Source organism: Kitasatospora sp. NPDC015120, from assembly GCF_043080305.1.
Lineage (GTDB): Bacteria > Actinomycetota > Actinomycetes > Streptomycetales > Streptomycetaceae > Kitasatospora.
In genome coordinates this window covers 226,952-241,519 of record NZ_JBIBVJ010000009.1, presented here as the reverse complement: position 1 = coordinate 241,519, position 14,568 = coordinate 226,952, and the positions used below count along the sequence as shown (strand labels likewise).

At 73.4% G+C, this 14,568-nt stretch carries 11 protein-coding genes and 1 riboswitch; of the genes, 6 read left to right on the top strand and 5 right to left on the bottom strand.

The genetic code is table 11. The features are described 5' to 3' along the window. Positions 1-143: 143 nt before the first annotated feature. Complete coding sequence (locus tag ACF1AK_RS22365; protein ID WP_391500561.1) at positions 144-947, bottom strand: enhanced serine sensitivity protein SseB; 804 nt, start codon at positions 945-947, stop codon at positions 144-146. Between the two features lie 178 nt (positions 948-1,125). After that, positions 1,126-1,232: riboswitch (glycine riboswitch) on the top strand. Between the two features lie 220 nt (positions 1,233-1,452). On the opposite strand from ACF1AK_RS22365, the gene gcvT reads away from it, so the two are divergent. From gcvT to ACF1AK_RS22340, 5 genes are all read left to right on the top strand, one after another. Beyond that, positions 1,453-2,574 carry a glycine cleavage system aminomethyltransferase GcvT gene (gene gcvT, locus ACF1AK_RS22360; RefSeq protein WP_391500560.1) on the top strand — a complete coding sequence of 374 codons (1,122 nt, stop codon included), beginning with the start codon at positions 1,453-1,455 and terminating at the stop codon, positions 2,572-2,574. Positions 2,575-2,661: 87 nt separating this feature from the next. Beyond that, complete coding sequence (gcvH, locus tag ACF1AK_RS22355; protein ID WP_391500559.1) at positions 2,662-3,048, top strand: glycine cleavage system protein GcvH; 387 nt, start codon at positions 2,662-2,664, stop codon at positions 3,046-3,048. 73 nt (positions 3,049-3,121) lie between these two features. Continuing rightward, complete coding sequence (gene glyA, locus ACF1AK_RS22350) at positions 3,122-4,390, top strand: serine hydroxymethyltransferase (protein ID WP_391500558.1); 1,269 nt, start codon at positions 3,122-3,124, stop codon at positions 4,388-4,390. A gap of 198 nt (positions 4,391-4,588) precedes the next feature. Further along, the gene (locus ACF1AK_RS22345) at positions 4,589-5,956 is read left to right on the top strand and encodes an L-serine ammonia-lyase (protein WP_391500557.1); all 1,368 of its coding nucleotides are present in this window, start codon (positions 4,589-4,591) and stop codon (positions 5,954-5,956) included. A gap of 217 nt (positions 5,957-6,173) precedes the next feature. Further along, on the top strand, positions 6,174-6,752 hold the full coding sequence (locus tag ACF1AK_RS22340) for a CAP family protein (RefSeq protein WP_391500556.1): 579 nt from the start codon (positions 6,174-6,176) through the stop codon (positions 6,750-6,752). Positions 6,753-7,170: 418 nt separating this feature from the next. Here the strand turns inward: ACF1AK_RS22340 and ACF1AK_RS22335 are convergent, their stop codons facing one another. The 4 genes from ACF1AK_RS22335 to ACF1AK_RS22320 all read right to left on the bottom strand — a co-directional run bounded on the left by ACF1AK_RS22335 (position 7,171) and on the right by ACF1AK_RS22320 (position 12,102). Further along, a complete protein-coding gene (locus ACF1AK_RS22335; protein ID WP_391500555.1) occupies positions 7,171-7,668 on the bottom strand; it encodes an ATP-binding protein in 498 nt (165 codons plus the stop codon). Between the two features lie 181 nt (positions 7,669-7,849). Then, positions 7,850-9,130: an Ig-like domain-containing protein gene (locus ACF1AK_RS22330; RefSeq protein WP_391500554.1), complete on the bottom strand. Its 1,281-nt coding sequence runs from the start codon at positions 9,128-9,130 to the stop codon at positions 7,850-7,852. Positions 9,131-9,288: 158 nt separating this feature from the next. Next, complete coding sequence (locus tag ACF1AK_RS22325; RefSeq protein WP_391500599.1) at positions 9,289-10,488, bottom strand: Ig-like domain-containing protein; 1,200 nt, start codon at positions 10,486-10,488, stop codon at positions 9,289-9,291. A gap of 276 nt (positions 10,489-10,764) precedes the next feature. Next, a complete protein-coding gene (locus ACF1AK_RS22320) occupies positions 10,765-12,102 on the bottom strand; it encodes an Ig-like domain-containing protein (protein WP_391500553.1) in 1,338 nt (445 codons plus the stop codon). Between the two features lie 222 nt (positions 12,103-12,324). Here ACF1AK_RS22320 and glgX point away from each other — a divergent pair, with 222 nt between their 5' ends. After that, positions 12,325-14,532, top strand: a complete 2,208-nt coding sequence (gene glgX / locus ACF1AK_RS22315; protein ID WP_391500552.1) for a glycogen debranching protein GlgX — start codon at positions 12,325-12,327, stop codon at positions 14,530-14,532. Positions 14,533-14,568 lie beyond the last annotated feature (36 nt).

Genomic DNA, 14,568 nt, shown 5'->3' with positions numbered 1-14,568 from the left:
TCCGTCACCGGCGGCCCGGCGGCCGTCAGCACGCACCCTATGGGGCGGCCGCCGACCGCCGCCACGCCGACGTGCCAGGGTTCGTGCCGCCGCCCCGCCCGCACCCCGCCCGGCGGGTGCCGGACGGACGGACGGGGGCCGGATCAGCCCCGCACGTAGAACGGCGCGACCCGGTTCACCAACCAGTCGACCACCGGATCGTCCGCGAGGTCGAGCAGTACGAGGTGGACGCCGCCGGGCAGCGGCGCGGTTCCCAGCGCTCGCCCCAATGCCTCGTTCACCGCACCCGGGTCGGCCGGGGCCAGCGGGTCCAGCTGGACGCCCACGAACATCACGGTCGGCTCGCCCTCGACGCTGGCCAGCGCCCGCCGCGCGGTCAGCACTCCCGGCAGCGCCGCGAGTTCCCCGCGGCAGGCGGTCAGGAACGCCTCCGGGTCCTCGCCCGGCACCGGCTCGCGCAGCGCCACCCGGCCGCCGCCGGGAGCCTCCGGCGCGTCCGGGCCGGCGTCCCAGCGGTCCTCGCGCGGTCCGCGGCGCAGCTCGGCCACGCCCTCCGGCGGCACCGGGATGCCCACCGCCGCCCCGGGGTTGACCGCGATGCCCACGCCCAGCGGCAGGCCGCGGGCGAACTCCCACACCGGGGCGACCGCGAACGGCATCCCGGGCGCCTGCTGGAGGAACACCTCCTGCGAGGAGAACACCGGGACATAGGGGCCGCCGGCCAGTTCGATCGTCGGCAGGTCCAGCGACCGCCCCTGCGGGTCGCCGCCCGACGGCAGCGGGATCCACACCTGGCCGCGCGCCAGCACCTCGATCACCCGGGGGGTCGCACCCGGGTCGCCGAGCGCGGCGGTGAGCACCTGCTCCAGCTCGTTGGCCGGCCACGTGCCGCCCGGCGGCGCCGCCTCCGGCCCGCCCCACCCCTGCTGCTCCACCGGGTACTCCATCCGCCGCCGTACCGTCCTCTGCCCGCCGATGCCCGCAGCCTAGCGTTCCGGCGCCCCGCACCGGACGGTCAGGCCCGCGGTGACGGAGGCCCCCCTCCCCTCATTCCCGCGGACGTGCCATGATGTGCGCGTCTGCGGTGGCATCCACCCAGGCCCCGCCAACTCCATACCGGCCGCTCGAACCCGCGCGGGAGAGTCCGGAGTGCCCCGTCCAGGCGGCACAGCCGGCGCCGAAGGAGCAAGTCCTCCCCGGAATCTCTCAGGCACCCCTACCGCACGGGTTAGGCACATCTGGAAAGCGGCGCACGGCCCTGCCGTACGCCCACCCACGGTGCAAGCCGCCATGCTGGTCCCTTACAGGGCAGTGGACGGTGAAGCTCTCAGGTTCGACGACAGATGGGGAGACCCAGCCGCCGCATGCCCGCGCGCAGGGTCCGCCGCCCCCGAGACAGGGCCGGTCCCGGCGTGCGCACCCCTGAGTGCCCCGACCGAGGAGTTCCTGGCCATGTCGTCCCTCCGCCTCACCGCGCTCGACGCGCTCCACCGCGCCCTCGGCGCCACCATGACCGACTTCGCCGGCTGGGACATGCCGCTGCGCTACGGCAGCGAGCGCGAGGAGCACCTCGCCGTCCGCACCAAGGCGGGCCTGTTCGACCTCTCCCACATGGGCGAGATCACCGTCACCGGCCCGCAGGCCGGCGAGATGCTGGACCACGCGCTGGTCGGCTTCGTCTCCGCGCTCGGCGAGCTGCGCGCCCGCTACACCATGATCTGCGCCGAGGACGGCGGCATCCTGGACGACCTCATCGTCTACCGCCTGCGCGAGGACGCCTTCCTGGTCGTCGCCAACGCCTCCAACGCCCAGCTGGTGCTGGACGAGCTGATCGCCCGCGCCAAGGGCTACAACGCCGTCGTCTCCGACGACCGCGACGCCTACGCGCTGATCGCCGTCCAGGGCCCGGAGTCCACCGCGATCCTGGCCGGCACCACCGAGGCCGACCTGCCGGGCCTGAAGTACTACGCGATCCTCCCGGCCCAGGTGGCCGGCCGCGACGTGCTGCTCGCCCGCACCGGCTACACCGGCGAGGACGGCTTCGAGATCTTCTGCAACCCGGGCGACGCCGAGCAGATCTGGCAGGCGCTGACCGAGGCCGGCGCCGACCGCGGCCTCGTCCCCTGCGGCCTGTCCTGCCGCGACACGCTGCGCCTGGAGGCCGGCATGCCGCTGTACGGCCACGAGCTGTCCACCGACCTGACCCCGTTCGACGCGGGCCTGGGCCGGGTGGTGCGCTTCGACAAGACCACCAACGAGGGCGCCTTCGTCGGCCGCAAGGCCCTGGAGCGGGCCGCCGCCGAGGCCGAGGCCAACCCGCCGCGGGTGCTGGTCGGCCTGGTCTCCGAGGGCAAGCGGGTGCCGCGCGCCGAGTACACCGTGGTCTCCGCCGACGGCGAGCCGATCGGCCGGATCACCTCCGGCGCGCCCTCCCCCACGCTGGAGAAGCCGATCGCGATGGCCTACGTGGACGCCGCCCACGCCGCCCCCGGCTCCACCGTCGCGGTGGACGTGCGCGGCAAGCACGAGCCGGTCCAGGTCGTGGCGCTGCCGTTCTACAAGCGCGCCCGCTGACCCTTCCCCCCTCTGTTTCCCCCGCGAGGAACGTCCGCGCGCCGGGCCGCTTCGTCGTACCCGCTTCCCATCCTGGAGAATGACGCCATGAGCACCAACCCCCAGCACCTGCAGTACACCGAGGAGCACGAGTGGCTGACCGCCGCCGACGCCGACGGTGTGTCCACGATCGGCATCACCCAGCACGCCGCCGACGCCCTCGGTGACATCGTCTACGTGGAGCTCCCCGAGGTGGGCGCCACCGTGACCGCCGGCGAGACCTGCGGCGAGCTGGAGTCGACCAAGTCGGTCAGCGACCTGTTCTCCCCGGTGACCGGTGAGGTCACCGAGGTCAACGAGGACGTCAAGAACGACAACAGCCTGGTCAACGGCGAGCCGTTCGAGGGTGGCTGGCTGTTCAAGGTCCGCGTCGAGTCGACCGGCCCGGTGCTGAGCGCCGACGAGTACACCGCGCTCACCAACCCCTCGGCCTGAGCCACCGCCGGGGCGGCCGCCGCACCGCGGCCGTCCCGCGCCTCCTCCCCCCTCCTCCCGGGAAGACCCCACCATGACGGTTCTGAACCAGTCCCTGCACGCCCTCGACCCGGAGATCGCCGCCGCGGTCGACGCCGAGCTGCACCGCCAGCAGACCACCCTGGAGATGATCGCCTCCGAGAACTTCGCCCCGGTGGCGGTCATGGAGGCCCAGGGCTCGGTGCTGACCAACAAGTACGCCGAGGGCTACCCCGGCCGCCGCTACTACGGCGGCTGCGAGCACGTCGACGTGGTCGAGCAGATCGCGATCGACCGGATCAAGGCCCTGTTCGGCGCCGAGCACGCCAACGTCCAGCCGCACTCCGGCGCGCAGGCCAACGCCGCCGCGATGTTCGCGCTGATCAAGCCGGGCGACACCATCCTGGGCCTGAACCTGGCCCACGGCGGTCACCTGACGCACGGGATGAAGATCAACTTCTCCGGCAAGCTCTACAACGTGGTGCCGTACCACGTGGACGACAAGAGCGGCCGGGTCGACATGGCCGAGGTCGAGCGCCTCGCCAAGGAGCACCGGCCGCAGCTGATCATCGCCGGCTGGTCCGCCTACCCGCGCCAGCTCGACTTCGCCGAGTTCCGCCGGATCGCCGACGAGGTCGGCGCGCTGCTGATGGTCGACATGGCCCACTTCGCCGGCCTGGTCGCCGCGGGCCTGCACCCCAACCCGGTGCCATTCGCGGACGTGGTCACCACCACCACCCACAAGACCCTGGGCGGCCCGCGCGGCGGCGTCATCCTCTCCAAGGCCGAGCACGCCAAGAAGATCAACTCCGCGGTCTTCCCCGGCCAGCAGGGCGGCCCGCTGGAGCACGTCATCGCCGGCAAGGCGGTCGCCTTCAAGGTCGCCGCCTCGGAGGAGTTCAAGGAGCGCCAGCAGCGCACCCTGGAGGGGGCCCGGATCCTCGCCGAGCGCCTGCTGCAGGCCGACGTCACCGAGGCCGGCGTCTCCGTGCTGTCCGGCGGCACCGACGTCCACCTCGTGCTGGTCGACCTGCGCAACAGCCAGCTCGACGGCCAGCAGGCCGAGGACCGCCTGCACGAGGTCGGCATCACGGTCAACCGCAACGCCGTCCCGAACGACCCGCGCCCGCCGATGGTCACCTCCGGCCTGCGGATCGGCACCCCGGCGCTCGCCACCCGCGGCTTCGGGGCCGAGGACTTCCGCGAGGTCGCCGACATCATCGCCGAGGCCCTGAAGCCGGCCTTCGACGAGGGCACCACCGAGGCGCTCAAGGCCCGGGTCACCGCCCTGGCCGAGAAGTACCCGCTCTACCCGAACCTGTAGGTCCTGTCGTTCGGCGGCCGGTGACCGGGCTCACGCCGTCCGGACACCGGGGATTCCGGGGCACCGCGCACACTGGAGAGTGCGCGCGGTGCCCCGTCCCGTGTCAGCCGCCCGACCGCCCGACCGTCCCCCCTCCCGCCACCGCCGTCCTCCCTCCCCGCCGGCACCACCCACGAGACCAGACAAGGACGTCCCTCCGTGGCCATCAGCGTCTTCGACCTCTTCTCCATCGGCATCGGTCCGTCCAGTTCCCACACCGTCGGCCCGATGCGGGCCGCCCGGATGTTCGCCCGCCGCCTGAAGTCGGAGGGCCTGCTGACCGAGGTGACGGCCGTCCGCGCCGAGCTGTACGGCTCGCTGGGCGCCACCGGCCACGGCCACGGCACCCCCAAGGCGGTGCTGCTGGGCCTGGAGAACGCCTCACCGCGCACGGTCGACGTCGACCAGGCCGACCGCGACGTCGAGCGGATCACCGCCGAGAAGCGGATCAACCTGCTCGGCGTCCACGCCATCGACTTCGACCCGGACACCCAGCTGGTGCTGCACCGGCGCCGCTCGCTGCCGTACCACGCCAACGGCATGACCCTGTGGGCCTACCGCACCGACGGCTCCACCGTGCTGGAGAAGACCTACTACTCGGTCGGCGGCGGCTTCGTCGTCGACGAGGACGCGATCGGCGCCGACCGGGTCAAGCCCGACGACACCGTGCTGAAGTACCCCTTCCGCACCGGCGAGGAGCTGCTGCGGCTCACCCGGGAGACCGGCCTGTCCATCTCCGGCCTGATGCTGGAGAACGAGAAGGCCTGGCGCACCGAGGAGGAGATCCGGGCCGGACTGCTGGAGATCTGGCGGGTCATGCAGGAGTGCGTGCGGGCCGGCATGTCCCGCGAGGGCATACTCCCCGGCGGCCTCAAGGTGCGCCGCCGCGCCGCCGCGGCCGCCCGCGCGCTGCGCGCCGAGGGCATCGGCCCGGCCAACGCGATGGAGTGGGTCACCCTCTACGCGATGGCGGTCAACGAGGAGAACGCCTCCGGCCGCCGGGTGGTCACCGCCCCGACCAACGGCGCGGCCGGCATCATCCCCGCCGTCCTGCACTACTACCTGAACTTCATCCCGGGCGCCGACGAGGACGGCATCGTCCGCTTCCTGCTCGCGGCCGGCGCCATCGGCATGCTCTTCAAGGAGAACGCCTCCATCTCCGGCGCCGAGGTCGGCTGCCAGGGCGAGGTCGGCTCCGCCTGCTCGATGGCCGCCGGCGGCCTCGCCGAGGTCCTCGGCGGCAGCCCCGAGCAGGTCGAGAACGCCGCCGAGATCGGCATCGAGCACAACCTCGGCCTCACCTGCGACCCGGTCGGCGGCCTGGTCCAGATCCCCTGCATCGAGCGCAACGGCATGGCCTCCGTCAAGGCCGTCACCGCCGCCCGGATGGCCCTGCGCGGCGACGGCCGCCACCACGTCTCCCTCGACAAGGCGATCAAGACCATGAAGGAGACCGGCGCCGACATGAAGATCAAGTACAAGGAGACCTCGCGCGGCGGCCTCGCCGTCAACGTCATCGAGTGCTGACCCCGCCCCGCCGACGGCCGCGCCCCCCCCCCCGCGGGGGGGGGCCCGCGGCCGTTGCCGTGCGAACCCTCGGGGCGGCTCCACCGTAGCCGTGCGGCGGGGCGCGCCGCCCCGGGCCCTCACCCGCTCGGGTGAACCCCGCCGGATCGGGCCGTCCGGGCTCCCGGCGGCTGCCATCGTGGCCGGCACAGCATCCCCACGAGCCCCCGGAGCACGGATGAAGAACACCCGAACCGGTGTCCGTACCCTCACCACCCTGCTGTTCGCCGCCGCGCTGGCCGCGGCGGCCACCACCCCCGCCGCGGCCCGGACCGCGCTGCCCGACGCCACCGACGCGGCCTTCGCCGACGACTGCCTGCGCGCCCACAACGAGTACCGCGCCCGCCACGGCGCCCCGGCGCTGGCCCAGGACCCGGCCCTCCAGGACTACGCCGTTTCCCGGGCGGCCCGGCTCTCGACGTACGAGCGCCTCTCCGGCGGCCACGCCGGCCTCGACCCCGCGTACGGCGAGAACCAGTCCTGGTTCGCCTCCACCGCCCCCGACCGGGCCGGCTGCCGCCGGGCCGTCGACGCCTGGTACGCGCAGGCCCGGGACTACGACTACGACGCCCCCGGCTTCTCCGCCGCGACCGGCCTGTTCACCCAGGTGGTCTGGAAGTCCTCCACCCGCCTCGGCTGCGCCCGCGCCCACGGCCGCGGCGGCACCTGGTACGAGACGTACATCGTGTGCACCTACAGCCCGCCGGGCAACCTCTCCCCCGAGTACGCCGAGAACGTCCTCCCCCCGCGCACCTGACCCGCCCCCACCCCGGCGCCGGCCGTCGCCGCCGGCCCTCCGGAGCCCGGGAATTCGTGCCGATCATGAATAATCTCAGGCCGAAGCGTGAACCTATGCAAATTCCCAAGGTGAACTAAGTTACAAACCTTGAAATCGAAGCCATCCGGTTTGCCCACATGCTGAGATCCGTGCGATAGTCGACCTGTCCGACGGCGGACGTCACCAGCTGACGCGCCCCGTCGCGGCACGAGGAACTTCGGCCCGCCCGACCTGGCACGGCCGACGTCCATCGCGCGGCACGCACCCCCTTGGCCGGCGCGATGACCTGCAGGGGCCCCCAGCCACCGGACCACGGTGACACCGGGGGCCCCGCGTGTTTCCCGGCCCGGCCCACCCTTTCCCGGCCCGGCCCACCGGCCCGGCACCGGCCGCCGGCTCAGACCCGCTCGCGGACCTTCAGCTCGAACCAGACGCCCTTGCCGCGCGGCAGCAGGTCGGCGCCCCAGCGGTCCGCCAGGTCGTCGACCACCTGGAGCCCGCGGCCGCGCTCGTTGGCCGGCAGCGGCTCCGCCAGGATCATGCACGGCAGCGCCCGCGAGGAGTCCCGCACCTCCACCCGGACCCAGCCCGGCTTGCGCACCATGTGCAGCCCGATCGTCCGGCCGGCGACGTGCCGCACGGCATTGGCGACGAGCTCGCTGGTGAGTAACTCGCCGACCTCCAGGTGCTGGTGCAGGTCCCAGGTCTCCAGGGCCGCGAGCACCAGCCGGCGCGCCAGCGGCCCGGTCGACGGCCGGGAGGGCAGCCGCACCTCCCGCGGTGAGTCCCGGTCGCACAGTCTGCCGACGTACAACTGCTCCAGCTCGTCGCAGCTGAGCCGCTCCAGGGCCGCGAGGACGTCCTGGAACGGTGCCCACGACGCATCAGCGACCAAGCTGGATCCCGGAAGTGATGACTGATCTGTTTCGCCCCAACCCGCCATGCGACCCATCATTGCGGAACGCAAGCGGCCGCGTACGGACAATGAGCAAACGATCACGGGGTGTTTCGGCATATGCCGCATGCCGCCCGAACCCGCGTTCGGCCAGGTCCGGGCCCTCGTGCGGGCCGGCGGGTCACCAGGCGTTCCAGTCGAGGTTCCAGCCGCCGAGACCGTTGTCCGGCGCGACCCGGCCGCGCGTGGAGTTCTGCACGGCGACGACGTCCCCGATCAGCGAGCCGTCGTAGAACGTGCCCGCCGAAGTGCCCGAGCCGCCGCCCTCGACGTCCTTCAGGCCCACGCAGCCGTGGCTGACGTTGGTCTTGCCGAAGGGCAGGGGGTCGGCCCAGTAGTTGCCGTGCACATAGGTGCCGGAGTCGGTGAGCCGCATGGAGTGCGGGGCCTGGAGGTCGTAGGGCTCGCCGGTCATCCCCGGCAGGGTGCTGGACCGCATCCGCACCACGCCCTCCTTCGACATGACGACCATGGTGCCGTTCCAGGTCGGGTGCTCGGGCGAGCCGGAGGTGATCTCGACGACCGAGCTCCGGCCGTCCTCGACCACCGTCATCAGGTGCGTCCTGGCGTCAACCGTCGAGATCCGGGATCGCCCGATAGTGAAGGGCTCGTCCCGGTCGACTCCCCCGTAGACGCCCGGGGCGATCTCCACGCTCTTCAGCCGGTACCGGACGGTGACCTTCGTCCCCGGCGCCCAGTACGTCTCGGGGCGGAAGTCCAGCCGGCGGTCGCCGAACCAGTGGCCCCTGACCACGGTGCCGTCGCCGGTGCTGAAGGTGATGCCCTTCGCCACCGCCTCCTTGTTCTTCACGTCCTGGTCGAAGGAGACCGAGACGATCATGCCGACGCCGTAGGTGGCGCCGTCCTGGACGTTGTCGGCCGCCTCGGCCTCGCGCTCGGGCGTGAGGGTGGTGAAGCTGCTGTCCGCCGACGCGACCACGCCGCCGGCGTCCGCCGCCAGCGCGCTCACCCGGTAGGCGGTGCCGACCTCCAGCGGGGCGGACGGCGTCCAGCTCGCCCCGTCGGCGGCGATGGTGCCCGCCACCTCTTTGCCGGCCCGGTCGCTCACCTTGACGGTGGTGAGCCTGCCGCCGGAGACCGCGACGCTGAGCGCGCCGTCCGGCGCGACGTCCACCGCGCCCGCCTTCGGCCGGATGTCCACCACCGCCTGCGACACCGTGGGCGCCGCGCTCGCGGCGGGCGCGGCCGGGGTGCCCGGCGCCGCCGGGGCCGTCGCGGACGGCGCCGACGGGGCCCCCGCGGCCCCGCCCGCCCCGAGCTCCGCCTTGGCCGCGGTCCCGCCCGCGCCGCCGTTCCCGCCGCCACCGCCGCCGCAGGCGCTGGTCAGCACCAGCGCTCCCCCCACCAGACCGGCGGCCACCACCGTGCGTATCGACTTCACGTCGAGCCCTCCCTCGTGTCGCGGTGTCCGACAGGTACACGCGCCACCGCCCGGAACGGTTGCGCCGTCCGGGGGACGCCCCGCCCCGGAGAACGCGGACCGGCCCGGTCCCCGGGTGCGGGGACCGGGCCGGCGGGCCCGACGGACTCGCCGACGGGCTACCAGTTCGCCCAGCCGATGTTCCAGCCGCTCAGGCCGTTGTCGGGGGAGACGGTCTTCTCCTTGGAGTTCTTGATGACGACGACGTCGCCGACCATCGAGTCGTTGAAGAACTTGCCCGCCACCGAGCTGTCGCTGCCGCCCTTCTCGTCCTGCATCGAGATGCAGCCGTGGCTGGCGTTGGTCTTGCCGAACGGGTTGGCCCAGTAGTTGCCGTGCACGAAGGTGCCGGAGGTGGTCAGCCGCATCGCGTGCGGCACGTCCGGGATGTCGTACTCGCCGCCGAGGCCGACGGTCTGCGAGTTCATCCGGGTGACCTTCTCCTTGGACATGACCACCATGGTCCCGTTCCAGGAGGGGTTCTTCTCGTCGCCGAGGGTCACCGGCACCGTGTGGCTCGCGCCGTCCCTGGTCACCGTCATCTGGTGGGTCGCGGAGTCGGCCACGGAGACCTGGGAGCGGCCGATGGTGAACGGCTCGTCCTTGTCGATGTCGCCGTAGATGCCCGGGGCGACCTCGACGTTCTTCAGCCGGTACTTGATGGTGACCTTGGTGCCGGGCGCCCAGTACTTCTCGGGGCGGAAGTCCAGGCGCCGGGAGCCGAACCAGTGGCCCTTGACCGTCGTCCCGTTGTTGGTCTCGAAGGTGATGCCCTGGACGACGGCGTCCTTGTTCTTGATGTCCTTGTTGAAGACCACCGAGACGATCATGCCGACGCCGTAGGTGGCGTTGTCGGCGATGTTGTCGTTGGTGGAGACCTTCTTCGCGGGCGTCAGCGTGGTGAACGAGGTGGTGGACGCGGCCACCAGGCCCTCGGCGTCGGCGGCCTGGGCGTTCACCTTGTAGGCCATGCCGACGGCCAGGGCGGCGTTGGGCTTCCAGCCGCTGCCGTCCGCGGCGATGGCGCCCTCGACCGGCTTGCCCTCCTTGTCGGTCACCTCGACCGTGGTCAGCTTGCCGTTGGTCACCGAGACCTTCAGGGCGCCGTCCGGAGCGACGTCCTGGGCGCCGTCCTTGGGCTCGACGGAGACCACGGCGGCCGAGGTCTTCGGCGTGGCCGCGGACTGGCCCGGTGCCGGGGTCCCGCTGCCGGCGTCCGCCCCGCCGGCGGCCCCCGCGGTCGCGGCCGCGTCACCGCCCCCGGAGTCCTTGTCGTCGCCGCCGTTGCAGGCCGCGGTGAGCAGCAGCACCCCGCCCATCGCCAACGCCACCGCGCTCTGACGCAAGCGACGGCGGGTGACGGTGGTGCGTATCGCGGCGTCGGCCGCCCTAACCGGCTTCACGGTCTCTCCCCTCCCGGTGTTCATCCTGATGGACGCGCTGATCGCCCGGACGGGTTGCACCGGAGCGGCGGTCTTTCGCGCCGGGTTCCGGCGCGGCAAGCAGGATAGCGGGGCCGAACGGGTGAATCCTGGGGAGGCCGGTGGTGAACGGCGGTGGGGAGGGGCCCGGGCGTGACCGCCGGGGAATGGCCGTCAGGGGGCCGTCGCCGGGGCCGGGCTCGCGGACGGGTTCGGGGTGGGGCTCGCCGACGGGCTCGGGGCCGGGCCCGCAGCCTGGCCCGGAGCCGGAGCCGGCGCCGGAGCGGGGCTCGCGCCGGACCGGAGGGCGCTGCCGGCCACCCACTGGGCCCAGGGCAGGTTCCATCCGTTCAGCCCGTTGTCCGGCGGCACCACGTCCCCCGTCGAGGCCTTCACCTCGAACACGTCCCCCGGGACGGAGTGCTCGAACAGCCAGCCCGCCGGGGTCTCGCCGCTCGTCCCGCCCTTGGCGTCGGCCAGGCCGATGCAGCCGTGGCTGGTGTTGGCGGTGCCGAACACCGACGGGTCGGCCCAGTAGTTGCCGTGCAGGAAGGTGCCCGAGCTGGTCAGCCGCATCGCGTGCGGCACGTCCTTGATGTCGTACTCGTCGCCCATCCCGACGGTCTGCGAGTTCATCCGGGTGACCTTGTACTTCTCGGACACCACGAGCACGCCCCGGTACGTCGGGTGCCCGGCGTCGCCTCCGGACACCTTGAGGGTGCTCACCGTCCTGCCGCCCCGCCCGGCCCGGACGGTGAGGGTGTGGGCGTCGAGGTCGACGGTGGAGACCTGGGCCCGGCCGACGGTGAACCGGACGTCCTTGCTCTGGGTGCCGAACGCGCCCGGCGCGCCCTGCACGTCCTTGAGCCGCAGCGCGACCGACACCCTGGTGCCCGGTTCCCAGTAGTCCCGGGGCCGGAAGTCCAGGCGCCGGCCGCCGAACCAGTGCGCGGCCACCTCCACCGGGGGGTCGGCGGTCACCGCGATCGCGCGCTCCACCGCGGCCCGGTCGGTGATCGGGCGGCTGAACCGCAGCGAGACCGGCATGCCGACGCCGACCGTGGAACCGTCCTCGGGGGTGAAGAAGGCGACGAAGGTGTGCAGGGGGGCCATCGTCGAGAAGTCGGTGTGCTGGACGGCCCGCAGGCCCTGGTCGTCCTCGGCGACGGCGTCCAGGGTGAACGCGGTGGCCAGGGGCAGCGGGCCGTCCGGGGCCCAGCCGGTGCCGTCGGCGGAGAGCGAGCCGGGGACCTCGCCGCCCCGGGTGTCGGCCAGCCTGACGGAGAGCAGCCGGCCCTGGGCGACCGTCACCCGGACCGGGCCCTCGGGCGGCAGGTTCTGGGCGTCGTCGGCGGGCACCGCGGTGATCGTCGCCCGGGAGGCCGGCGGCGGACCGGCCGGCCCGCTCGCCGCGGCGTCCCCGCCCGCGCCCTCCGCCGCGCCGCCCCCGCCGGCGCACCCGGCCAGCACCGCCAGGCAGCAGCCCAGCGCCGCCAGCCGCCGTACCCACATCCGGGGCCTCCCGCCCTGTCCGTCCGACACCCCCCACAACGAGGCCGCTCCCCGCAGGACACGCCGCCCCGCCCCCGGCGGCAGGCCGCCGGGGGCGGCTCCGCGGGTGGGTTCCGGCGCGCCATCTGCCGGTAAGACGGCGTTCAGCCGCTTCCGTCCGGCGCGAACAGGGAATGAGAGACCGCACGGGGTCCGGGACACCCCGTCAGGGAGGGCACCACCATGGCGTCAGGGCAGGAGTCGGCGACCGCCGTACGTGCGCAGCCCGGCGGCGCGGTGCCGTGGCCGGGAAGCCGGCAGCCGCTCGGTGCCCGCTTCCACCCCGGGCCGGACGGCCGCCCCGGCACCAACTTCGCGCTCTGGGCCGCCGGCGCCGAGGCCGTCGACCTCTGCCTGTTCGACGACGACGGCCACGAGACCCGTCTGCGCCTCACCGAGCAGGACGCCCAGACCTGGCACGGCTTCGTCCCCGGCGTGCTCCCCGGCACCCGCTACGGCTACCGCGTGCACGGCCGCTGGGACCCGTGGACCGGCGCCCGGTGGAACCCGGCGAAGCTGCTGCTCGACCCCTACGCCCGCGCCGTCGACGGCGCCTACACCTCCCACGACGCCACCTGCGCCGCCGTCCGCGGCTGGCCCGAGGGGGACGTCGCCGACACCGTCCGGGACAACCGCGACTCGGCCCCGTACGTGCCCCGGTCCGTCGTCGTCCGGGACGACGACGACTGGTCCGACGACCACCGCCCCAAGACCCCCTGGGCCGAGACCGTCCTCTACGAGCTGCACGTCCGCGGCTTCACCCTGCGCCACCCCGGCGTCCCGCCCGCCCTGCGCGGCACCTACGCCGGTCTGGCCCACCCCGCCGCCGTCGCCCACCTCACCGGGCTCGGCGTCACCGCGGTCGAGCTGCTCCCCGTCCACCACCACGTCAGCGAGGACCACCTCCAGGCCCGCGGCCTGGTCAACTACTGGGGCTACAACACCGTCGGCTACTTCGCCCCGCACGCCGGCTACTCCTCCTCCGGCTCGCGCGGCGGCCAGGTCGGCGAGTTCAAGCGGATGGTCCGCGCGCTGCACGCCGCCGGCATCGAGGTGATCCTCGACGTCGTGTACAACCACACCGCCGAGGCCTCCGAGCTGGGCCCCTCGCTGTTCCTGCGCGGGATCGACAACGCCGGCCACTACCGCCTGCCGCCCAACCGCCCGCGCGGCTACGCCGACTACACCGGCTGCGGCAACACCCTGGACACCCGCCGCCCGCAGGTGATCCGGCTGATCACCGACTCGCTGCGCTACTGGGTGCACGAGATGGGCGTGGACGGCTTCCGCTTCGACCTCGCGACCGCGCTGGCCCGCGGCGACGGCGGCGACGTCACCATGGACCACCCGCTGCTCGCCGCCATCGCCCAGGACCCGCTGCTCAACCGGGTGAAGCTGATCGCCGAGCCCTGGGACGTCGGCCCGGGCGGCTACCGGGTGGGCGGCTTCCCGCCGCCGTGGGCCGAGTGGAACGACCGCTACCGCGACACCGTGCGGGACTTCTGGCGCGGCGCCCGCTCCGACGTCCGGGAGCTCGGCTACCGCCTCTCCGGCTCCTCCGACCTCTTCCAGCACGCCGGGCGCCGCCCGTACGCCTCCGTCAACTACGTCACCGCGCACGACGGGTTCACCCTGCGCGACCTCGTCTCCTACGACCGCAAGCACAACGAGGCCAACGGCGAGGCGAACCGGGACGGCACCGACGACAACCGCTCCTGGAACCACGGCGCCGAGGGCGAGAGCGCCGGGCCCGCCGTCACCGCCCTGCGCCGCCGCCAGCTGCGCAACCTCCTCGCCACCCTGCTGCTCTCCGCCGGCGTCCCGATGCTCACCGCCGGGGACGAGTTCGGCCGCACCCAGGGCGGCAACAACAACGCCTACTGCCAGGACAACGAGGTGAGCTGGCTGGACTGGTCGCTGCTGGACGACCCGGCCTGGCGCGACCTGCGCGCGTTCACCGCCGCCCTGATCCGGCTCCGCCGCCGTCATCCGGTGCTCCGGCAGCGGGCGTTCTTCTCCGGCCGGGCCACCGCACCGGGGGGCCGGCCCGATCTGGTCTGGTTCACCCCCCTTGGCCGGGACATGACCGAGACCGACTGGTTTACGCCGTCCGCATCGCTGGGCATGCTCCTGTCGGGAACCGCGATGTCCGAACGGGACGCGTACGGTCGTCCATTGGCCGACGACAGCTTCCTGCTGCTCCTCAACGCGGGTGCGCGGCCCCTTCCGTTCGTCCTGCCGGGTGCCCCCTGGGCGGCCGACGGCACCCGTTTCGAGGCGGTCCTGGACACCTCCGCCGAGGACGGCGCCGGCCCCACCGGTCTACACCTCCCGAGCGACACCGTGCTGCTCACCGGCCGCTCGCTGCGACTTTTCCGGGCGACACCCTGATCCGGCCGCGCACTTGGCCGGTAATCGACGGTGCGT